The organism is Arthrobacter sp. BGA-UO-ETr-C19, assembly GCF_059568005.1.
The window spans coordinates 209,076-230,984 of record NZ_JCAQPC010000008.1 but is presented as its reverse complement, the minus strand read 5'-3'; the positions used below and the strand labels follow the sequence as shown (position 1 = coordinate 230,984).

The window sequence follows — 21,909 nt, the reverse complement described above, 5'->3', positions numbered from 1 at the left end:
TTACAGCAAGAGCTACAACCGGCGTCCCGGGATTCGCACCCGCCGGACGCCCCTGACTTTCAGCATCACCACCCCAAGCATTTTTCACAATTTTTTCGCCGGCTCCACGGGGGGCGGCACCGGGTAAAGGAGCCCAATCATGAAAAAGCTGAACAAGCTAAGCATCCTCGGCTACGGCGCCGGGGATGCAGCCAACAACCTCGCCTTCACCACCGCCACCATGTTCCTGCTGGTGTACTACACGGACGTTGCCGGCATCACGGCCGCTGCGGCAGGTACCCTGCTGCTGGTGGTCAGGATCTTTGACGCGTTCGCCGATGTCTTCGCCGGCCGCATGGTGGACCGCACCTTCAGCAAGCGCTTCGGAAAGTTCCGTCCGTTCATCATGTTCGGCTCCATCCCGCTGCTGCTCCTGAGCGTTGCAACCTTCTCCGTCCCACAGCTGGGCGAGTCCGGAACCCTGCTATACGCCTACGTGACGTACGCGGCGCTTGGCCTGGCCTACAGCCTGGTCAACATCCCCTACGGCTCCCTCGCCGGTGCCATGACCCAGGATCCGGGTGAGCGCGCCAAGCTGGGATCGGCCCGCATGGTGGGCGGCCTGCTGGTGGGTTCGGCCCTCGGCATCTTTGTGGCGCCGCTGATCAAGCCCGGCGCCGACCTGCAGGCAACCTTCACCACCATCACCCTGGTGTTCGTGGCGATCGGCGCCGCACTGTACTTCTTCACCGTCCTAACCGCCAAGGAACGCGTCCACCGCGCCGTCCCGAACGTCTCGCTCAAGCAGAGCATGGACACCCTGAAAGGCAACAAACCGCTCCTGATGCTGTGCATCAGCTCCTTCTTCTTCCTCTCCGGCTACCTGGCGCTGACGTCGGTGCAACTGTATTACCTGCGCGACGTCCTGGGCCGCCTTGACCTGTACCCGGTGCTGTCCATCATCCAGCTGGTGTTCACCTTCGTGCTGGCCGGGTTCATGCCCAGGCTGGTCCGGTCCATCGGCAAGAAGCGCGTCTACATCTACTCGTCGCTGCTCACCGTGATCGGCGGCGCCATCATCTTCTTCACCCCGGCCAGCCAGGTCTGGATCGGTTTCTCCGGCCTCGTGATCAGCCTCGTGGGCGTCCTCGCCGTCAACATCGTGGTGTGGGCTTTGGAAGCAGACACCGTGGAATACGGCGAATGGAAGACCGGCATCCGCACCGAGGGAATCACATACGCGCTCTTCTCCTTCACCCGCAAGACCGGCCAGGCTGTGGGCGGAGCGCTTGCCGCGTACGCACTGGCACTGGGCGGCTACAAGTCCGGTGGGGTGCAGACGGCGGACGCCGTATTCGGCATCCAGCTCGCCGCCGGCGCCATCCCGGCCGTTCTCACCATCCTGGCCGTAGTGGTCATGTCCAAGTACAAGCTGACGGACGCCATGCACGCCGAGATCCTCACGGAGATCCGGGCCCGCCGCGAAAGCGGCGATGCCCCCAAAACGGACGGTGCCGCCGTCGAGCACGCCAGCACCGCCTCCACCAACTGACCCGCCCACCGGCTGACCCCCTTAACCTGTTCCCTCCGAAAGGACCTGTTGTGAAAATCATTGCCGCGGAAGTCTTCGTGACAAGCCCGTCCCGTAACTTCGTGACCCTCCGGATCACCACGGAGGACGGCGTGACCGGCATCGGTGACGCCACCCTGAACGGCCGCGAGCTCGCAGTTGCCGCCTACCTCAAGGAACACGTCGCCCAGCTGCTGATCGGCAAGGACCCGCACCGGATCGAGGACACCTGGCAGTTCCTGTACCGCAGCTCCTACTGGCGCCGCGGCCCGGTTACCATGGCAGCGATCGCCGCAGTGGACATGGCGCTCTGGGACATCAAGGGCAAGATGGCAGGCATGCCGGTCTACCAGCTCCTGGGTGGGGCATCCCGCAACGGCCTGCGCGCCTACGGCCACGCCTCCGGCGCGGACATCCCGTCCCTGTTCGACTCGGTCCGCGAGCACCTGGAACTCGGCTACAAGTCGGTCCGGATCCAGACCGCCGTGCCGGGCATCAAGGCCGTCTACGGTGTGGCCGCCCAGGCCCAGGCCTCGGGCGAACGCTACGACTACGAGCCCGCCGGCCGCGGCGCGTTCCCGGTGGAGGAAGATTGGGACACCCGGGCCTACCTGCGCCACCTTCCGTCCGTTTTCGAAGCCGTCCGGAACGAGTTCGGCCCGGAACTGCCGCTGCTGCACGACGGCCACCACCGGATGACCCCCATCCAGGCCGCCAAGCTGGGCAAGGCACTGGAGCCGTATGACCTGTTCTGGCTCGAGGACTGCACCCCGGCCGAAAACCAGGAGGCGCTGCGGCTGGTCCGCCAGCACACCACCACGCCGCTGGCCATTGGTGAAATCTTCAACACCGTGTACGACTACCAGACCATCATCAAGGAACAGCTGATCGACTACGTCCGGGCGGCCTCCACCCACTTCGGCGGCATCTCCCCCCTGAAGAAGGTCATGGACTTCGCCGCGCAGTACCAGATCAAGTCCGGTTTCCACGGCCCCACCGACATCTCCCCGGTGGGGTTCGCCGCGCAGCTGCACGTGGGCCTTGCCATCCACAACTACGGCATCCAGGAATACATGCAGCACTCCGACAAGACCAACGAGGTCTTCGAACAGTCCATGACCTTCGTGGACGGCTACCTGCACCCGGGCGACAAGCCCGGCATCGGGGTCGAGTTCAACGAGGAAGCCGCCGCGGCATATCCGTACCAGCAGGCCTACCTCCCGTACAACCGCCTCGTGGACGGCACCGTCCATGACTGGTGAGGCGCATCCTGTGAACAGAAAACTCCGCGTCATCGTGATGGGCGTCTCCGGCTGCGGCAAGACCACCATCGGAGACCTGGTGGCCCGCGAACTGGGCGTGCCCTTCCTCGACGGCGATTCCCTCCACCCGGTGGAGAATGTCGCCAAAATGGCGGCCGGCACGCCCCTGACGGATGAGGACCGCTGGCCCTGGCTGGCCACCGTCGGTTCAGAACTTGCGAACGCCGGCGACGGCGGCCTGGTGCTTGCCTGCTCTGCGCTCAGGCGCAGCTACCGGGACGCGATCCGGGAACAGGCTCCGGACACCGTGTTCCTGCACCTGCACGGCAGCAAAGAGGTCCTGACCGCCCGCACGGAGGGACGGACCGGCCACTTCATGCCGCCCGCACTCCTCGACTCGCAGCTCGCCACGCTGGAACCGCTCGCGGCCGACGAAGCCGGCATCGTAGTGGACATCGCCAGCCCGGTGGAGCACGTGGTGCGCGACGCACTGGCCGGTATTGCCGCCGTCGGGCGTTCAACCGGCGGGGCCGCCGGCGTTGGAAACCCGGGCACCCAGCAGCGGCAGTTCGACGTCGACCTCCAGGCCGCGCCGTTCAACCTCGACGACGACGCCGTGGCGTGGGTGGAGTCCACCCTCGCCGGCATGAGCCTCGAGGAAAAAATCGGGCAGCTGTTCATCAACCACAACAACGACTACTCCCCGGAGTACCTCGACGGCGTGCTGGAGAACTACCACGTGGGCGGCATGCGTTACCGGCCGGGCCCCTCGGCCGCGGTGCAGGAGCACATCCGCTACGCGCAGTCCAGGACCCGCATCCCGCTGCTGGTGGCCTCCAACCCGGAAATGGGGGGAGCCGGAAGCTGTGACGACGGAACATTCGTGTCCACGCACCTGCAGGCCGGCTCGCACCCGGACAAGGCCATCGCCCGGCAGATGGGCCAGGTGGCCGGCGCGGAAACCGCGGCGCTGGGCTGCAACTGGGCGTTCGCGCCGATCGTGGACATCCATTACAACTGGCGGAACACGGTCATCTCCACCCGGGCCTTCGGCAACACCCCGGAGATCGTGGTGGAGCGTGCCAAGGAGTACTTCGACGGCATCAGCGAGTCACCCACCGTCTGCGCCATGAAGCATTTCCCCGGCGACGGCATGGATGAACGGGACCAGCACGTGGTCACGTCCTACAACACGCTCGGCTACGAGGACTGGAACCGCTCCTACGGGCACGTGTACCGCGAAATGATCGGGCACGGCGTGCAGTCCATCATGATCGGGCACATCGGGGCGCCCGAGCTCACGCGTCATTTCCGCCCGGGCACGGCGGACAAGGATATCAAGCCCGCCACCCTGGCCCCGGAACTGCTCCAGGACCTGCTCCGCGGCGAGCTCGGCTTCAACGGGCTGATCCTCACCGATGCCTCGCAGATGATTGGCCTCACCCAGGCCATGAAGCGCAAGGACCTGGTGCCGGCCACCATCGCCGCCGGCTGCGACATGTTCCTGTTCTTCCGCAACCCGGCCGAGGACTTCGGGTACATGATGGACGGCTACAAGTCCGGCGTCATCACCGAGCAGCGGCTGCATGACGCGCTGCGCCGGATCCTGGCCCTGAAGGCTTCGCTGGGGCTGCACCGGAAGTCACGTGACGAGCTGGTCCCGCCGGCCGCGGCGCTTGCCGTGATCGGCAGCGGGGCGCACCGCGCCATCGCGGCCCAGATCGCGGACAAGACCGTCACCCTGGTCAAGGACACGGCGAACAACCTGCCCATCACGCCGGAGACACACAAGCGGATCCGCCTGTACGGCATCTCCGGCGGCTCGGACTTCACCAGGGCTGATCCGCTGGCCTACCTGGACACCGTCAAGGCCGAACTGGAAAACGCCGGCTTCGAGGTGCACCTCTTCAAGACGGCGGACCAGCGGTCAGCGGCAGGGGAGACGGGCGTGAATTTCATGTCGGTCATCTCCGAGGAAGCCACCGGCGACTATGCGGACAAGTACGATGCCGCCTTCGTGTTCGCCAATGTAAAGGGCTTCGCCCAGGAGGCCGCCATCCGGATCAAGTGGTCCACCCCGATGGCCGCGGAGATCCCGTGGTACGTCACCGAGGTCCCCACAGTGTTTGTCTCGCTCAACCAGCCCAACCACCTGATTGACGTGCCGATGGTCAAGACCGCCATCCACGCCCACGCAGGGTCGCCCGAGGCCATTCGGGCGACCATCGAAAAGATCATGGGCAAGTCAGAATTCCAGGGAACGTTCAACGACAACGTCTTCTGCGATTCCTTCGACACCCGGCTGTGAGCCGGCTCTAGCTGCGCAACAGCGCGAACGGACACTAGCCATGCGGGGCCCAAGTGTCCGTTCGCGCTCTGTTTTCCCGTGGGCCGGGAGGCGTACCGTATGGCTCATGGAGAGTACAGGGTGCGTGGTGGTGGGCGGCGGGCCGGCCGGTATGATGCTGGGCCTCTTACTGGCGCGGGCCGGCGTCGAGGTCACCGTCCTGGAAAAACACGGCGACTTCCTCCGGGACTTCCGCGGCGACACTGTCCATGCCTCCACCATCCGGCTCATCGACGAACTCGGCCTTGGCGCCGAGTTCCGCGGGCTGCCGCAAAGCCGGCTGCGCAACGTGGCCTTCCCGACGCCCGGGGGCGGCCTGGTCACGCTGGGAAATTTCGCCGCGCTGCGGCCGCCGTACAACTACATCGCCATGATGCCCCAGTGGGACTTCCTGAACTTCCTCGCCCGCGCCGCCGAGCAGGAACCAACGTTCACGCTTCTGATGGAACACAAAGCGACGTCACTGATGTTCGATGGCGGAAGGGTCACCGGTATCCGGTACCTCATCAAGGACGGCACTGAAGGCGCGCTCCGCGCTGATCTCGTGGTGGCCACGGACGGCCGGCATTCGGTGCTGCGCCAGGCGGCGGGCCTGAAATCCAAGGAATACCCAGTCCCGTTCGACACATGGTGGTTCAAGTTGCCGCGGCTGGAGTCGGAGCAAGGCGACGTCGCAGGAATCGTTCCGGCCTTCGGTGACCGCGCGGGCGTTATCGCCCTGTTCCGGGAAACCTATCACCAGATGGGCTACTTCGCCCCGAAAGGCTCCGGTGACCGCATCAAGAGCGAGGGGGTGGAGCGGTTCCGGGAACGGATCGCCGCGCTGCGCCCTGACCTCGCCGACAGGGTCGATGCCATCGGATCCCTGGACGACCTTCACTGGCTGGATGTCCGGCTGGACCGATTGCGGCGCTGGTACATCGACGGGCTGCTGTGCATCGGCGACGCCGCGCATGCGATGTCCCCGGCCGGCGGCGTGGGTATCAACCTTGCGATTCAGGACGCCGTGGCCGCGGCCGCCCGGCTCGCGCCCGCATTGCTGCGCCAGAAAGTCACGGTGAAGGATCTTGCGGCGGTGCAGCGGAGGCGGCAACTGCCCACGGTCATCATCCAGTCTGTCCAGCGCCTCATGCACCGCGGCGTCTTCATCCCGCTCTTTACCGGCAAGAGGTCCGGCCCGCCGGCTGCGGTGCTGTACATGGCCCAGCATGTTCCCGTGCTGATGGGCCTGCTGCCGCGGATGATTGCGCACGGACCCTTGCCTGAGCACGCACCCGCCTTCGCCCGGCGTGTGGACGCGGGGCCCGGGAAGGCGCTCGGCACCGACTAAACTGGAGCCCATGACTGCCACCCCGGACTCGCTTTCCAACACCGCTGCCCGTGCCCGACTTCTGGAACTGATCAAGGAGCTCGCGGTTGTCCGCGGCAAGGTCATCCTGTCCAGCGGTGCCGAGGCCGACTACTACATCGACCTGCGCCGCATCACCCTGCACCACGAGGCCTCCAAGCTCGTGGGCCAGGTCATGCTGTCGCTGATTGACGACGCCGGCATCGACTTTGAGTGCGCGGGCGGCCTCACGATGGGGGCCGACCCGGTGGGCACCGCCGTCATGCACGCCGCCACCGACGCCGGCCGGGCCATCGACGCTTTCGTTGTCCGCAAGGCGCAGAAGTCCTATGGCATGGGCCGCCAGGTGGAAGGACCCTCCGTCGAGGGCCGCAAGGTCCTGGTGCTCGAGGACACCTCCACCACCGGCGGCTCGGCCCTGACCGCCGTCGAGGGCGTGCGCAACGCCGGCGGCAACGTCGTGGCTGTCGCCGTCATCGTCGACCGCGACACGGGCGCCAAGGAAAAGATAGAAGCCGAAGCCGGGGTGCCGTACCTGTACGCCTTCAGCAAGGACGAGCTCGGGCTGAGCTGAGGCACCTGCCCTTGTGGACGGTACACCCCAGGTGGCCTAGTATTTCCGTACCCCGGATAAGTCCTTTCCCTTGGAGCACCCCGTCATGCACCCGTCGAAGCAAGCCCTGAGCAGTGTTGAGCAAGTCCAGAACCTCATTCTGGAGAGCGCCGACTTTGAGGAATTCCTCAATGAGCTGGCGCGGTACTCGGCGCACCAGGTGGCGGGCGACGGGGACGACGCCCTCTGCGGAATCACGCTGCTGAGGGACCGCAAGGCGGCGACGATCGGCTGGAGCAGCGACTCCGCCCGGGAAGTGGACGAAATCCAGTATTCGCTGTCCCAGGGGCCGTGCCTGACCGCGGCGGAGGAAGAGCGGGAAGTCCACGTTCCGGATCTCTTCGAAGAAGACCGCTGGGGCCCCGACTACGCCAATGCCGTGGCTTCCCACGGGCTTCGATCGGTGCTGTCGCTGCCCTTCAGCCTGCAGGGGGAAGCAAAGGCAGCGCTCAACCTGTACTCTGACGTGCCGCACAAGTTTACTGAGGTTTCTGCGGCCCGCGCCCGCGGGTATACCCGGGAGATCTCCCAGGCCCTGCGCCTGGCGGTCAGGTTTTCGCTGCACACGGACAGTGCGACGAATCTCCGCGCGACGCTGGAATCCCGGACCGTCATCGACATCGCCGTTGGCATCGTCATGGCGCAGAACCGGTGCAGCCAGGAGAGCGCCGTCCGGATCCTTACCGACGCCTCAAGCCACAGCAACGTCAAACTTCGCGACATTGCGGCGTCGCTGGTGAACTCGGTGGGCGGCGCCGAGGCGCGGACACATTTCGAGGAGCCCGGGAAGGTACAGGCGGGATAGCGCCGCCGGCGGCTGCTTGTGCGGCCGGCCTGCAGCGGATAGGCTGGCCGAGGTTGAGCCGTCGGCCATAGACACCCCTTTTTTGGAGTACCTATGGACAACCAGCTGAATCCCCTCATTAAATTTAACGACGCCAACGGCACCGCGCGGATCGATGTCCGCGGGAGCCTCACCCAGGCGTCCCGCCCTGAGCTGATACTCGAAATCCGGCGCGTCCGCCGGATGGGTATTTCATCGCCCATCACTGTGGATCTTTCCCACGCCGCTTTCGTGGAGTCATCCGCGCTCGCCGGCCTTCGCTTCGACCTCAATACCCTCGACGCCGGCACATGGCAGGTCTCCTCCCGGCCGGCGCCAGGAGTCCTGCTGGAGGTTTTGTCCAACCGCGACACCGTGAGTGCTGCCCGCGCGGACTTCACGGCGCTGACCGACCCGGCAGGGCCGTCTGAGGCGCAGGCGGCCGCGGGGTTTCGCCCCCTATCCACCTATTCCTCCCACGAACTGCTGGCGGCCAGCGACTCGATCTTCGCGCTGCTGGACGATCCGGCCGGGCGTTCCGGACATGAACTGCTGGCCCGATATGAGGCGATCGGTGAGGAAATAGCCCGCCGGGAATCGACCGAGTCCGCCGGCAAGCACGCCACACCAAGCTGACCGGGGGCTGGACCTTACGGGGTTCGACCTGCGCGCGGAACCGGAACTGTGCCCGCGGCTGGAAGTGTGCCTAGGGTAGTTCAGTGCCATATGAAGGGGCCGCCGGCCAGACGGGCCGGCAGAAGGCGCCGGGCGCAGACGCTGCCCGGCTGCTTCGGCGCGCCGCAGAGCTGAAACGGTTCTCCCGCCGGACCTTCCTCTCCGGAGCAGGCGCCTCCACCATCCTTGCCGCGGACATGCTGTTCACGAAGCGCGTGCAGGAGGAGCGGCAGGTCCACAAGATCCTTGTGGTCGAGGACGACTTCGCGCGGAGCTACTTCCCCCACGCCAGCTGGATCCTGTTCCCTGGCTACAAGACCAGCTGGGAAGAGGCCCAGTGGATCCTCAACTCCCTCCGCGGCAGCCTCCGGCTGCGCGGCCAGCTCGCGGCGGCCGGGTATTCGAACCTGGGACTGGACATCGACCAGCTGGTGATCGCGGTGATCGAACACGTCCGGGCGCACAACCTCACCACGCTCTACTTCTACGGCCACAGCTTCGGTGGCATGGTGGCGACGCAGGTGGCCGCCCGGCTGCTGGAGCTGCATGGCGTCCAGGTCGAGCTGATCGTGCTCGACTGCAGCCCCTACAGCAAGTTCGACGTCCTGGACCAGAGCTGGTTCGACGGCGTGGTGTTCCTCTACGAAAGCGGATTCCGGATCCCTTCCGTGCTGCGCGGGGGCTACGAGCTGGGGGAGCGGGTGGTCCACAAGGACGAGCGGACGTGGGGGCAGATTCTCGACCAGACACTGGAGCAGCTGTCCCCGATCGCCCCTTCGAGCGTACTGGTCCAGACGGAATCCGCCTACATCTACCACTTTGATGCCACGCGCTTCGCGGGCCAGATCGGGGATACGCGCATGGCGTACATTGGAAATCCGCGGGACCAGACCGTCAACTACCAGACAGCCCGTGATTCGTGGGCGCGCACGTTCGCCGCCAACATGGTCTCGGCCGACCGGCAGACCACAGGGGCGCTGCCGGCACACGCCAGCCCCGGCTGGAACCCGTTCGTGTACCGGCCCATCCTCGAGGACCTGGAGAACGAGATCTTCCCGCTGCCCGGAGGCGGCGGGAAGATGACACCGTTCTAGATCTGGTCCTTGAGGTCCGCCACGGAGTTCAGCACCTGGTTGGGGCGGAACGGGTAAGAAGCGATTTCGTCGCGCTGCGTGATGCCGCTGAGCACCAGTACGGTGTGCAGCCCGGCTTCCATGCCCGCGATGATGTCGGTGTCCATGCGGTCGCCGATCATCGCGGTGGTCTCCGAATGCGCATCGATCTGGTTCATGGCGGAGCGGAACATCATGGGGTTCGGCTTGCCCACAATGTACGGTTCCCGCCCCGTGGCCTTGGTGATCAGGGCAGCGATGGCGCCGGTGGCGGGCATCGGGCCCTCCTTGGACGGGCCGGTGGCGTCCGGGTTCGTGGCGATGAAGCGCGCCCCGGCAAGAATCAGCCGGATCGCCATGGTGATGGCCTCGAAGGAGTACGTGCGGGTTTCGCCGAGCACCACGAAGTCGGGGTTCTGGTCGGTGAGGATGAAGCCGGCCTCGTGGAGCGCCGTCGTCAGCCCCGCCTCGCCGATGGTGTACGCGCGGTTGCCGGAATCCGAGCCCGCCACCTGGTCCTTCAGGAACTGGGCAGTGGCCAGGGCCGACGTCCAGATGTTCTCCTCCGGGATTTCCAGGCCGGAGGCCCGCAACCGGGCGGCGAGGTCGCGTGGCGTGAAGATCGAGTTGTTGGTCAGGACCAGGAAGCGCCTTGAAGTGTCCACCCAGCGCTGGACCAGTTCCGCGGCGCCAGGTACGGCCTGGTTCTCATGCACCAGGACCCCGTCCATGTCGGTGAGCCAGCACTCAATTTCCTGGCCGCTGCGGTAGACGGCCGCCGAGGTCTTTACGTTGTCCGCTTCTGCCATGTCATTCCTTCACCGAGATGTTTGCGTTCGGAGCCCAGTCTAGTGTTGAGGGGTGACGCACACGCCCGGGACACCCGAACCCCAACCAGACCAAAACGAAACGCCGGAGCCAAAGCCGGAGGTCGGCGTCGGGCCCTGGGACGGTGAATGGCCGGCGGGCGACCACTGGGATCCTGACCTCCTGGCCGACGGCGACCGGCGCAACGTCGTGGACAAGTACCGGTACTGGAAGCACGAGGCGATCGTCGCGGACCTGGACGCCAAGCGGCACGATTTCCACATCGCCATCGAGAACTGGCAGCACGACCTCAACATCGGCACCGTGGTTCGCACCGCCAACGCGTTCCTCGCCAAGGAGGTCCACATCATCGGACGACGGCGGTGGAACCGCCGCGGGGCGATGGTCACCGACCGCTACCAGCACGTCCGCCACCATCCCACCGTGGAGGACTTCGTGGCCTGGGCGCAGGGGGAGGGGCTGGCCATCATCGGGATCGACATCTTCCCCGACTCCGTGCCGCTGGAGACCTACGAGCTGCCGCAGAAGTGCGTGCTGGTCTTCGGCCAGGAAGGCCCGGGGCTGACTCCGGAGGTCCATGAGGCGGCGGAGGCAACACTGTCCATCGAGCAGTTCGGGTCCACCCGCTCCATCAACGCGGGCTCGGCCGCAGCGATCGCCATGCACGCCTGGGTGCGCCGGCACGTGTTCGGCCAGCACGTCTGACCCGCCGAATCACAGTTTCGCCGCATTGTCCGAAACCCCGGACGAAACGTCGCGGCTTTCGGGTGATGCCGCTCACAGCCCGTGCTCACATTGATTGAAAGGTTGGGGGACCTCAATCCGGTCGTCAAAGTGAGGAACAGCATGCAGGCCACAACAAAAACGGGATCAGGGCCGCGCGTTGAGCGCCGCTCCATAGACTTCGTCCCGGAAAACGAACGTCACGGTTCCCCGGCACAACAGTTCACCCTGTGGTTCGGGGCGAACATGCAGATCACCGCCATCGTCGATGGTGCCCTCGCCGTCTTGTTCGGAGCGGATGCCCTGTGGGCGATCATTGGCCTGCTCATCGGCAACCTTCTGGGCGGGGCTGTCATGGCGCTGCACGCGGCCCAGGGCCCCAAACTTGGGCTTCCGCAGATGATTTCCAGCCGGGCCCAGTTCGGCATTCTGGGAGCCGTTATCCCGCTGGTGCTGGTGGTCATCATGTACCTTGGGTTCGCCGCCACGGGCACCGTCCTGGCCGGCCAGGCCGTGGACCAGATCCTGCACACCGGCACGCCGGCCGTGGGGATGGTCCTCTTCGGGGCGCTGACCATCCTGGTCGCGACGCTGGGCTACAAATACATTCACATGATGGGCCGCATCGCCACGATCGTCGGAGTGCTCGGCTTCACCTACCTCGGCATCAGGCTGCTCATCAGCCAGGATGTAGGAGCCCTCCTGGGGGCCGGGAACTTCGAATTTCCCACTTTCCTGCTCGCCATCTCCCTCAGCGCCGGATGGCAACTGACCTATGGGCCCTATGTGGCCGACTACTCCCGCTACCTCCCCTCCAACACCCCAGCGCGCAAGACGTTCCAAGCGTCCTACTTCGGCACCGTGCTCGGTTCCCAATGGTCCATGACCCTCGGAGCTCTCTTCGCCGCCCTTGCTTTGCCCAAGGGGGAGAGGTTCCTGGACGGTCAGGTGGCCTTCCTCGGACACATGAGCGGCGGAGGCCTCATCGCTGTGGTCATCTACCTGGTCATCGTGATCGGAAAGCTAACGGTCAACACCCTGAACGCCTACGGCGGTTACATGACCATGCTGACCTCGGTGACCGCGTTCACCCGCAAAACGGGTGTAGCCACCTGGACGCGGTTCGCGTACGTCGTCGGCTTCATCGGGCTGTCCGTGCTTATCGCCGTCCTGGCGTCGCCGGACTTCATCGCCAACTTCAAGAACTTCGTGCTGTTGCTGCTCATGGTTTTCATCCCCTGGAGTTCCATCAACCTGGTCGACTACTACCTGATCTCCAAAGAAAAGGTGGATATCCCGGCCCTGTATGACCTGAATGGCCGCTACGGGCGCTGGAACAAGCCCGCCCTGATCACCTACGCAGCGGGCATCATCGTACAGATTCCGTTCCTGGCCCAAGCCCTCTACACCGGGCCGATGACGAAGCTCCTGGGCGGTGCTGACATCTCCTGGCTAGTGGGGCTGGTCGTCACAGCACTGGTGTACTACCCCCTGGCCAAGAGGAACTCCAACGCACCATCCCACATGATTTATCCGGCTGAAGCGGACCAAGAAGCATTGGAACCAGTTGCGAATTCCGCACCCGCCAGCCCAGCCGTCTAGACAGCCCTGGCAGGCCCCGATGCACCTGCACCCGATAAACAGTATTGATGCCTGATGAGAGTGTTCCGGCCACACACGTGGCCGGGACACTCATCGGGTTAAGGAAGTCGGCCACGGATACCCAGCCTGCGCGATATCTCGCGGGCACAACGGTTCACCTCCGGGATCCACTCACGGGCCACGTCTTCAATCCGCATGGCCCGTTCCTCCGGCGTCTCGGCATCCTTGGCACGGCGCGCACCACCAGGAGGGAACGCCCGGTTGGAGACAGTCAATGCCACGCTGGCCACGGGGTAGCGCCCCCGGTCCAGGACGGCAACAGCCACGGAAGAGTAACCAACAGTGATTTCATCCTGTTCCCACGCGTAGCCCAGGGACCGCGCCCGCGACAGCAAATCCTGCAGGGCCGGCAAGGACTGCGGCCCGTTGTCATTGCGAACCGTGAAGGCCTCCGGACCCGGAAACAAGGCGGCGACCTGGGCAGGATCCATCTGCGCCATCATCGCCCTGCCGCTGGCCGTCAGATGTGCCGGAAGCCGGACGCCGGTGTCAGTCACCAGAGGCCGCTGGCGCGGAGCCCGTTCCTCGATGACGTAAACGACGTCACGGCCATGCATCACCGCAAGGTGGGCAGTACGACGGGTGCGCCCCACCAACCGCGCGAGCGGGTGACGGGCGATGCGCTGAAGAGGGGCCTGCCGTGAATAGCCGGTCCCGAGTTCGTGTGCCGTGACACCCAGCGCGTATTTTTGTTCCTCCGGAAGATGGACCAGAAACCCGTCATCAACCAAGGCCGCGATCAACTGATACGTCGTTGACCGCGGCACTCCCACGTCACGGGCGATAATCGAGGCGGCCACGGGGCCGGCCTGTTCCGCGACGTACCTAAGAACGGCGAGAACCTGTACGGCGGCAGGGGCTTTGGGGCGCCCCAGCGGTGAGCTACTCACACTCCCAGAATACGTCCGCGGTTGTCCGGCATACCGGACGCCAAGCTAGAGACCTTCCGTCCACAGCGGCAGCGGCACCACGCTTCGGCTGCATCCTGATTCGTCCAGGACATGACCCATGCGCTTGAATGTCCGGACCACGGCCTGGCGGGATATGACCGCACTTCCCGGAGCCAGACCGGCCAATTCGCGCTCGTAGGATTGGACTTGCAGGTAGTCACGGACCCATAGGGTGACCAGCAGGTTCTGCGCCCCCAGAACCTGGGCGCTGAGGCGGCAGTTGCTGAGCGCGGCGAAGTAGTGGCCGACGTCGTCAACGTACTGCGCGGGGACGTTCAGGACCAAGGTGACTTCCCGCAGTCCCTGTTGGGCCGCCGTCGACGTATCGCAGCGCAGCGCTATGTAACCTGTGGCGAGGAACCGCTCCACCCGCCGTCGTGCGGTTTGGGGCGAGACGCTGCATGCGGCTCCCAGCTCCGCCCAGCTGGCCCGCCCGTCCTTGGCGAGCTCTTCCAGCAGTGCCGCATCCAGCCGGTCCGGAGCGTACGCAGCCTGCTCAGGAAGGGGTTCCGCTGACACCCGCCGGGCGCGTGCGGGTTCCAGGGTCCTGCTGCGCCATTCGGATGCCTGGCGGTACAGCTTTGTGACGAAAACAACCTCGCGATGCGTGACGCCGGGCAGCCCGGGGAAGGAGCCGGTGACTATGTCCATCAGTTCGGCGTGGCTGGACGCAAAACAGTCCACAAAAAGGTCGTGCGAGCCGGTGACCAGCGAGACGGTGCCGAACGCCGGCTCGGCGCAAAGCCGTTCGATGAGCGCCTCACCCTCGCTGGGCAAAGATGACAGGTGGATGAACGCGGACCAGCCAGCACTAAGGTAACGCTGTCCGGGAGCCGGTGTGATCCATGCCTGACCTTGCTCCGCAAGGGCGTTCCAGCGCCTTGCCACCGTGGGCCCGGACAGGCCCAAGGCGTCCGCCACCCGGCTCCATTCGGCGCGGGGATTGATCTGCAGGGCATTCACGATTTCAAGGTCAAGCTCCGAAATCATGGCCGATTCATTCAATATTTGCTGCCTCAGGAGAGTTTCGAACAATTTCTAAGCCAGTGTAGATGAGGGTTCTAACGTTGTGACTCGCATCACCGCAGGCAAATCCGCCCTGGACCACAAGGAATCACATGGCAAGCAAGACAGCACCTCCCCCGCTGGAGGTCACTACACGCAGGACCATTGCGGGAATGATCCTGGCAATGGCCTTCATTGAGTCGCTCAGCGGGGTCACACAGGGGTACCTGAACCCCATCCTGCCGGCGCTGGGACCCGTCTTCGGGATAGACGACCCCACCATCAACGGCATCTTCCTCATCTCCAACGTCAGCTTCGCCGTCCTCACCCCGATTATTTCGAGGCTCGGCGACAGCTTTGGATACCGGCTGGTGCTGCGCTGGTCCACGGGTATTGTGACGGTCGGCGTGCTTCAAATGGCGCTCTGGCCGTCGCTGTGGACAGTGACGGTGGGAGTCGTCATGCTCACCTGCGTTGTGGGCTTCATCCCGCTCATGATGGGAATCCTGCGGGTCACCAGCGCAGCCCACACACGCACGGGCGTGAGCGTCATGATCGGCATGCTCATGATCATGGTGGGAGCTGGCGGGCTTCTCGCCGGCATCATCGGTGTCACCGATCCGACGCTCGGCTTCTGGGTAGCGGTACCGTTCGCCGTGGTCGCCTTCATCTGCTCGTTCGTACTGCCCGACGCCGGGATCCCGACGCGTGATGGCATCGCCCTGGCGCCGCTGCTGGCTTGCTCACTCGGGCTGATTGGGTTTGTTGTGGCGCTCTCCATGGCTCCTGAGTGGGGCTGGGTCGACGCCCGGACGCTGGCCGCCGGCGTGGCAGGGCTTGCCTTGCTGGCTTACTGGGCCAAGCGGGACTTCAGTGCCCCCGAGGGCCCCAAGTTCGTGGACCTGCGGATGCTGGTAAATCCCCGGATCCGCGCCATCTCGCTGGCCACCTTCTTCTTTGGCTTCGCGTCCATCAGCTACTTCGGTACCAATGGCATTTTTCTGCACTCCATTGCGGACGAGACCGGCTACGGATTTGGCTTGAGCCCGCTTTTGATCGCGATTGTCCTCGCGGTGGCCTCGGTTCTTTCCCTGGTCTCCTCCCTGCTCACGGCCAAGGCACTTAGAAGGTTCGGTGAACGCGCCACCCTCGTCTTCGCGGGTGTCCTGCTGGCGGGCGGCTTCCTGGTGATGGCGGTTGCCCACGGATCGCTCCCTGGCTACTGCGTCGGTTTCGCCATGTTCAACCTGAGCCTGGGGATGTATCAGGCGGGGACCCGGGCGCTGTCCGTCGAAGGCATCCCCCTGGAGGAGACCTCGACGGCGGCCGGACTCAATGAGCTGGCATTGTCCGTCGGCATCGCGGTGGGGGCTGCGGTGGTCAAGCTCATCTCCTCAGCGTCGGCCGAAGCGGGGCACATCACAGAGGCCGGACTGCTGTCCATCTGGGGGACCCTGGCTATCGCGGCTTTGATTGCGGCCGCCGCGAGTGCAGGCTACCCCAAGCGCCAGCCTGCCGGAGCGGCGGCATGATGCCTGGACTTAACAGCAACAGGGGAGGGGCCGACGTCGTTCCCGTAACCCGGGGCAATATCGAAACGAGACTCGCGGCCGCCGTGGAAAGCTGGAAGCCGGAGATTCTGGATCTGAGCCACGCCATTCATGCGGATCCGGAGCTGGGCGGACATGAGTTCCGTGCCGCCAAGCGCGTGAGCCGGATACTGCGAATGGCCGGGTTCAGCTTCGATGAGCCGCAGCCTGCGCAGCCCACCGCACTCAGCGCGCGCTTCGGATCCGGCGACCTTGTGGTGGCGCTCTGCGCTGAATACGACGCGTTGCCCGCCATCGGTCATGCGTGCGGGCACAACGTGAACGCGGCCAGCGCTGTGGGGGCAGCGCTGGTGCTGGCGGCAGTGGCCGATGAACTCGGCCTCACAGTCAAAGTTCTCGGAACGCCCGCGGAGGAGACCACCGGCGGAAAAGTGGACCTGATCGACGCGGGCTTTTTCGAAGACGTATCCCTGGCCATGATGGCGCACGCTGCGGCAACGGACGTAGTGGGTGGTTCGTCCCTGGCCATGTGCATGTGGGACGTGCTGTTCGAGGGTCGTCCCGCCCATGCCGCCGCGGCTCCCTCCGAAGGTGTCAACGCCCTCGATGCGCTCGTTGTCGCACAGACGGCGGTCGCCTTGGCTCGGCAGCAACTGCCGGCGGGTTCCATCGTGTCTTTGATCGTGACGGAAGGCGGGAGTGCCGTCAACGTCATTCCGGAGCGTGCCCGGGCCAACGTCGAAATGCGGGCCGCCAGCATCGAAAACCTCCGTCTGATCCAGGACAAAGTGAGGCGCTGCCTCGAAGCAGGTGCCCACGCGAGCGGCAGCACCCTACAGGTCACACCCACGGGCAACGACTACGCAGAACTGCGTCAGGACGCTTTCCTGTTGGAGGCCTACCGGGCAGCGATGACGGCCAAGGGCAGGGACGTTGCGTTCAGCGCCGAGCCGGTGGCCTCCACGGACATGGGAAATGTCTCGCAGCTCGTGCCGAGCATTCATCCTATGGTCGGCTACGACGTGCGTGGCGCCGCGCACCACACCGCAGAGTTCGCTGCCTTCGGTGCTTCCGCGGGTGCCGACAAAGCGGTGCTTGACGGATCGTTCGGACTGGCCGCAGCGGCATGTGCGGCGGCCGCCGACCCGGAGCAGCGGAGGCGGCTGCTGCGCCGAACGGGGGAGTAGTAGGGGAAATCCGGCAGCGCAAAGTGTTACCCGGCCGCGTGACCCGAACCACGGCCGGCGCCAAGAAATGGCTAGGATGGTTCCTAGCCGACGAGGTTCACTCCAGGGTCAACCCAACCCGCAGACGAAATTCGATTTAGGAGTCAGCATGCCCATTGCAACCCCAGAGATCTATGCCGACATGATCGACCGTGCCAAGAAGGGCGGCTTCGCGTTCCCGGCGGTGAACGTGACGTCCTCGCAGACGCTGAACGCGGCGCTGCGCGGTTTCGCGGAGGCCGAGTCTGACGGCATCGTGCAGGTTTCCACCGGCGGTGCGGCGTACTGGTCCGGCGCGTCGACCAAGGACATGGTTGCCGGGTCGCTGGGCTTCGCGGCGTTTGCCCGGGAGGTGGCCAGGAACTACAACGTGAACATCGCCCTGCACACGGACCACTGCCCCAAGGACAAGCTGGACAGTTTCGTGCTGCCGCTGCTGGCCGCGTCCGAGGCCGAGGTCAAGGCCGGCCGCAACCCGATCTTCAACTCGCACATGTGGGACGGTTCGGCCGAGACGCTGCAGGAAAACCTGCGGATCGCCCGCGAGCTGCTGGACCGTACCGCTGCCGCCAAGATCATCCTCGAGGTCGAGATCGGCACGGTCGGCGGCGAGGAGGACGGTGTCGAGCACGAGATCAACGAGAAGCTGTACACCACGGTGGAGGACGCGCTGGCCACGGTTGAGGCGCTGGGTTCGGGCGAGAACGGCCGCTACATCACTGCCCTGACCTTCGGTAACGTCCATGGCGTGTACAAGCCGGGCGGGGTGAAGCTGCGCCCGGAGATCCTGAAGGACCTCCAGGCCCAGGTCGGGGCGAAGATCGGCAAGGACAGCCCGTTCGACCTGGTCTTCCACGGCGGGTCGGGTTCCTCGGATCAGGAGATCGCGGACGCTGTGTCTTACGGCACGATCAAGATGAACATCGACACGGATACCCAGTACGCGTTCACGCGTCCGGTGGCGGACCACATGTTCCGCAACTACGACGGCGTGCTGAAGGTCGACGGCGAGGTGGGCAACAAGAAGACCTACGACCCCCGCGTCTGGGGCGCCTCCGCCGAAGCCGGCCTCGCAGCACGCGTGGTTGAGGCAACCCAGCAGCTGGGCTCCGCGGGCAAGACTTTCTAGTCATGTCCGACGAGTTCCGCAAAAACCTGATGGGCCCCGAGCCCACGCTCCTGCCTGCCGAGACCGAGGTGTACCAGCACCTCGCCCTCGGCGCTGAGGCGCTGGACCTCGTGGAAAAGCACCCCACATCGTCGCTGTTGTGGGCCGTCCTGGCCGAGGAGGCATGGGCGGAAGGCCGCACCATTGATTCCTACGCCTACGCACGGGTCGGCTACCACCGGGGCCTGGACTCGCTCCGGCGCAACGGCTGGCGGGGTGTGGGGCCCATCCCGTGGGAGCACGAACCCAACCGCGGCTTCCTGCGGGCGCTTTACTCGCTGGGCCGCGCCTCAGCCGCCATCAACGAGGCCGAGGAGCCCGAGCGCATCGAGAAGTTCCTCAACGACTCGGACCCCGCGGCCAAGGCAGCCATCGAAGGCAAGTAATACAAGCAACGCGGGGTCACTTTCCGCCCGTTCCACGCTGTGGATTGGGCGGGAAGTGACCCCGCGTTGTGGTTAAAACGCTTTTGCTAGCTGGCGGCCTTCTGCAGGCCGGTGCGGGCCATGGCATCGGCGTAGGCGACCTGCATCTCGTCCAGGTACTGCTTCTGCCGCTCGGGGCTTCCGGCGAAGGAGCGGCCGCTCAGCGAACGGACCTTGTAGGTCTTCAGTCCGCGGCGCCACAGCAGGGGAACTTCAGTCTTGAGCAGTAGGCCCGCGAGGCGGTTGGCCTCGGCGCCGTGGGCAACGATGACCGAAGCGCGGGGCACCAGGGCCAGGACCTTCAGCAGCGGCTTGAGGCCTGCCTGGATCTGGTCGGGAGTGAACTTGCCGTTCGGCTCACCCGGCGTGTGCCACGGGTGCACGTTCCACGGCATGATGTATTCCGGCCGCAGGCCCAGCTTCCACTGGAGGCCCAGCATACGGGTGGCGGCATCGTCGTCGCCCGGCATGATGAAGCCGGTGGGCGATGCCGTGCCGATGTTGGAGAAGAGGCTGATGATGCGGCATTCGTCGACGTCGTGCGCGGGGTCGACGTACGGCACCTGGGTGCCCGGCTTGGCGGTCTGCAACGTATCGCAGAGCTCATTGACAGCGGCAACGTTGGGCTCGTAACGGCGCCTCAGAAGCTGTTCATGGAAAGATTCGGTAGCCAAAGCGGTCATATGGTGCTGTGTCTCCTGCAGGGTGGGTCGCGCCGCCGCGCCGCAGGCCGGCACGCCGCAGGCGGGCCGAATGCGGCGTGGAGTGAAATAAGGTGTGGACCGGTACCTGACCGGTCCTCCCCAGTTTAGCAAGGCGGCCGACCCGCAATGCCCGCCCCCGCGTGCCTCCGCGGCGGAGTGGCGCAGGAGGGGGCCGGCAGGAGAGTAAATGAGGGCTAAATCACTTCCCCCGCCCGCTTGGTGGCGAGGCGTGCGCCCTCTCCGAGGTCCTCGAGTTTCGCAACGGCTATCCGAATTACCAAAAGCCATACTTTTGACACCCATCCGCTAAACTTGGGTGGTAAGAGCCCCGGAACTCTTGCGTCCCTTCCCCGGTCAGGCCGCGGGTTCGGGCGGCGAATTCGGGGCATTCTCATGAACGGCGCCGACCTCCGGTTGAAGCACCTCGGTGATCCAGCCGGGCTAGGCCCGAACGAATGGGGGAGGATCCCATGCCAGCAATCGTGATCGTCGGAGCCCAGTGGGGCGACGAAGGAAAAGGTAAGGCCACCGACCTGCTTGGCGGCCGCGTCGACTACGTAGTGAAGCCGAACGGCGGCAACAACGCCGGGCACACCGTCGTCGTAGGCGGTGAGAAGTATGAGCTCAAGCTCCTTCCGGCCGGCATCCTCAGCCCCAACGCCGTCCCGATCATCGGCAACGGCTGCGTCGTCAACCTCGAGGCACTTTTCCAGGAGATCGACGGCCTCGAAGCCCGCGGCGCGGACACCTCCAAGCTGCGTGTTTCCGCCAACGCACACCTCGTGGCCCCGTACCACCAGGTACTGGACAAGGTCACCGAACGTTTCCTCGGCAGCCGCGCCATCGGCACCACCGGCCGCGGCATTGGACCCACCTACATGGACAAGGTTGCCCGCCTCGGCATCCGCGTGCAGGACGTCTTCGACGAATCCATCCTGCGCCAGAAGGTCGAAGGCTCGCTGCGCCAGAAGAACGAACTCCTGGTCAAGGTCTACAACCGCCGCAGCATCCAGGTGGACGAAGTGGTCAACTACTTCCTCTCCTTCGCGGACCGGCTGCGCCCCCTGGTCATCGACAGCACCCTCGTGCTGAACACCGCCCTGGACGAGGGCAAGGTGGTGCTCATGGAGGGCGGCCAGGCCACGTTCCTCGACGTCGACCACGGCACGTACCCGTTCGTGACGTCCTCCAACCCCACCGCCGGCGGCGCCTCGGTGGGTTCGGGCATCGGCCCCACCCGCATCTCGCGGTCCATCGGCATCATCAAGGCGTACACCACCCGCGTCGGCGCAGGCCCGTTCCCCACGGAACTCTTCGACGAGATGGGCATGTACCTGCAGAAGACCGGCGGCGAATTCGGCGTCAACACCGGACGCCCCCGCCGCTGCGGCTGGTACGACGCCGTCCTGGCCCGCCACGCCTCCCGCGTGAACGGCTTCACCGACTACTTCGTCACCAAGCTTGACGTCCTCACCGGCATCGAACAGATCCCGGTGTGCGTGGCCTACGACGTCGACGGAGTCCGGCACGACGAGATGCCGATGACCCAGACGGAGTTCCACCACGCCAAGCCCATCTTCGAGTACTTCGAAGGCTGGACCGAGGACATCACCGGCGCCCGCACACTGGCGGACCTGCCCGAGAACGCCCGCAACTACGTGCTGGCCCTCGAGAAGCTGTCCGGCACCCGCTTCTCCGCGATCGGCGTGGGACCGGACCGGGACCAGACCATCGTGGTCAACGACCTGATCAACGACTGACGCCGGAAGCGCCCGGCAACAACGGCTCAACAAGCAGTTCCCGACGGCGGCGGGTCACCTCACGGTGGCCCGCCGCCGTCGTCGTTGTCCCGTTTTTGCGGGAAACACGCCCCGACTGAAAAAGTTTCCGGGACCGCGTAACCTCCCGGCCCACCGCTGCGATTACGTATATGTAAGCG

19 protein-coding genes are annotated in these 21,909 nt (G+C 65.3%); 15 read left to right on the top strand and 4 right to left on the bottom strand.

The window, feature by feature from the left end:
* Positions 1–139: 139 nt before the first annotated feature.
* The 8 genes from uidB (at position 140) to AC57BR_RS04060 (ending at position 9,711) form a co-directional block, all read left to right on the top strand.
* The gene (gene uidB, locus AC57BR_RS04095; RefSeq protein WP_496358478.1) at positions 140–1,531 is read left to right on the top strand and encodes a glucuronide transporter; all 1,392 of its coding nucleotides are present in this window, start codon (positions 140–142) and stop codon (positions 1,529–1,531) included.
* 50 nt (positions 1,532–1,581) lie between these two features.
* Positions 1,582–2,811, top strand: a complete 1,230-nt coding sequence (manD, locus tag AC57BR_RS04090) for a D-mannonate dehydratase ManD (RefSeq protein ID WP_496358477.1) — start codon at positions 1,582–1,584, stop codon at positions 2,809–2,811.
* On the top strand, positions 2,801–5,119 hold the full coding sequence (locus tag AC57BR_RS04085; RefSeq protein WP_496358476.1) for a gluconokinase, GntK/IdnK-type: 2,319 nt from the start codon (positions 2,801–2,803) through the stop codon (positions 5,117–5,119). The genes manD and AC57BR_RS04085 overlap by 11 nt, the downstream gene beginning before the upstream one ends.
* A 106-nt stretch (positions 5,120–5,225) precedes the next feature.
* On the top strand, positions 5,226–6,488 hold the full coding sequence (locus tag AC57BR_RS04080; protein ID WP_496358475.1) for an FAD-dependent oxidoreductase: 1,263 nt from the start codon (positions 5,226–5,228) through the stop codon (positions 6,486–6,488).
* A gap of 10 nt (positions 6,489–6,498) precedes the next feature.
* On the top strand, positions 6,499–7,080 hold the full coding sequence (gene pyrE, locus AC57BR_RS04075) for an orotate phosphoribosyltransferase (RefSeq protein ID WP_314193536.1): 582 nt from the start codon (positions 6,499–6,501) through the stop codon (positions 7,078–7,080).
* An 85-nt stretch (positions 7,081–7,165) separates the two neighbouring features.
* Entirely contained in the window at positions 7,166–7,924 is a 759-nt protein-coding gene (locus AC57BR_RS04070) for a GAF and ANTAR domain-containing protein (protein WP_496358474.1), read from the top strand.
* 93 nt (positions 7,925–8,017) lie between these two features.
* The gene (locus AC57BR_RS04065; protein WP_496358473.1) at positions 8,018–8,578 is read left to right on the top strand and encodes a hypothetical protein; all 561 of its coding nucleotides are present in this window, start codon (positions 8,018–8,020) and stop codon (positions 8,576–8,578) included.
* A gap of 83 nt (positions 8,579–8,661) precedes the next feature.
* Positions 8,662–9,711 carry a thioesterase domain-containing protein gene (locus AC57BR_RS04060; protein WP_496358472.1) on the top strand — a complete coding sequence of 350 codons (1,050 nt, stop codon included), beginning with the start codon at positions 8,662–8,664 and terminating at the stop codon, positions 9,709–9,711.
* On the opposite strand, the gene AC57BR_RS04055 is transcribed toward AC57BR_RS04060, so the two are convergent.
* Positions 9,708–10,538, bottom strand: a complete 831-nt coding sequence (locus AC57BR_RS04055; RefSeq protein ID WP_496358471.1) for an HAD-IIA family hydrolase — start codon at positions 10,536–10,538, stop codon at positions 9,708–9,710. The two genes, AC57BR_RS04060 and AC57BR_RS04055, sit on opposite strands and share 4 nt — an antisense overlap.
* 52 nt (positions 10,539–10,590) lie before the next feature.
* On the opposite strand from AC57BR_RS04055, the gene AC57BR_RS04050 reads away from it, so the two are divergent.
* The gene (locus AC57BR_RS04050; RefSeq protein ID WP_496358470.1) at positions 10,591–11,262 is read left to right on the top strand and encodes a TrmH family RNA methyltransferase; all 672 of its coding nucleotides are present in this window, start codon (positions 10,591–10,593) and stop codon (positions 11,260–11,262) included.
* A 141-nt stretch (positions 11,263–11,403) separates the two neighbouring features.
* Positions 11,404–12,882, top strand: coding sequence for a purine-cytosine permease family protein (locus AC57BR_RS04045; RefSeq protein ID WP_496358469.1), 1,479 nt, complete (start codon positions 11,404–11,406; stop codon positions 12,880–12,882).
* Between the two features lie 98 nt (positions 12,883–12,980).
* Here the strand turns inward: AC57BR_RS04045 and AC57BR_RS04040 are convergent, their stop codons facing one another.
* Positions 12,981–13,832 carry an IclR family transcriptional regulator gene (locus AC57BR_RS04040; RefSeq protein WP_496358468.1) on the bottom strand — a complete coding sequence of 284 codons (852 nt, stop codon included), beginning with the start codon at positions 13,830–13,832 and terminating at the stop codon, positions 12,981–12,983.
* Positions 13,833–13,877: 45 nt separating this feature from the next.
* Positions 13,878–14,882, bottom strand: coding sequence for an Lrp/AsnC family transcriptional regulator (locus AC57BR_RS04035; protein WP_496358467.1), 1,005 nt, complete (start codon positions 14,880–14,882; stop codon positions 13,878–13,880).
* Positions 14,883–15,010: 128 nt separating this feature from the next.
* On the opposite strand from AC57BR_RS04035, the gene AC57BR_RS04030 reads away from it, so the two are divergent.
* The 4 genes from AC57BR_RS04030 to AC57BR_RS04015 all read left to right on the top strand — a co-directional run bounded on the left by AC57BR_RS04030 (position 15,011) and on the right by AC57BR_RS04015 (position 19,227).
* Positions 15,011–16,429, top strand: coding sequence for an MFS transporter (locus AC57BR_RS04030; protein WP_496358466.1), 1,419 nt, complete (start codon positions 15,011–15,013; stop codon positions 16,427–16,429).
* Positions 16,426–17,634, top strand: a complete 1,209-nt coding sequence (locus AC57BR_RS04025) for a M20 family metallopeptidase (protein ID WP_496358465.1) — start codon at positions 16,426–16,428, stop codon at positions 17,632–17,634. The genes AC57BR_RS04030 and AC57BR_RS04025 overlap by 4 nt, the downstream gene beginning before the upstream one ends.
* 148 nt (positions 17,635–17,782) lie before the next feature.
* Positions 17,783–18,802: a class II fructose-bisphosphate aldolase gene (gene fbaA, locus AC57BR_RS04020; RefSeq protein ID WP_496358464.1), complete on the top strand. Its 1,020-nt coding sequence runs from the start codon at positions 17,783–17,785 to the stop codon at positions 18,800–18,802.
* Between the two features lie 2 nt (positions 18,803–18,804).
* Positions 18,805–19,227 (top strand): DUF3151 domain-containing protein, encoded by a 423-nt coding sequence (locus AC57BR_RS04015; protein WP_496358463.1) that lies wholly within the window; start codon positions 18,805–18,807, stop codon positions 19,225–19,227.
* An 86-nt stretch (positions 19,228–19,313) separates the two neighbouring features.
* On the opposite strand, the gene AC57BR_RS04010 is transcribed toward AC57BR_RS04015, so the two are convergent.
* A complete protein-coding gene (locus AC57BR_RS04010; protein ID WP_496358462.1) occupies positions 19,314–19,949 on the bottom strand; it encodes a uracil-DNA glycosylase family protein in 636 nt (211 codons plus the stop codon).
* Positions 19,950–20,440: 491 nt separating this feature from the next.
* Between AC57BR_RS04010 and AC57BR_RS04005 the strand changes: the two genes are divergently transcribed.
* Complete coding sequence (locus AC57BR_RS04005; RefSeq protein ID WP_496358461.1) at positions 20,441–21,730, top strand: adenylosuccinate synthase; 1,290 nt, start codon at positions 20,441–20,443, stop codon at positions 21,728–21,730.
* Positions 21,731–21,909: the final 179 nt, after the last annotated feature.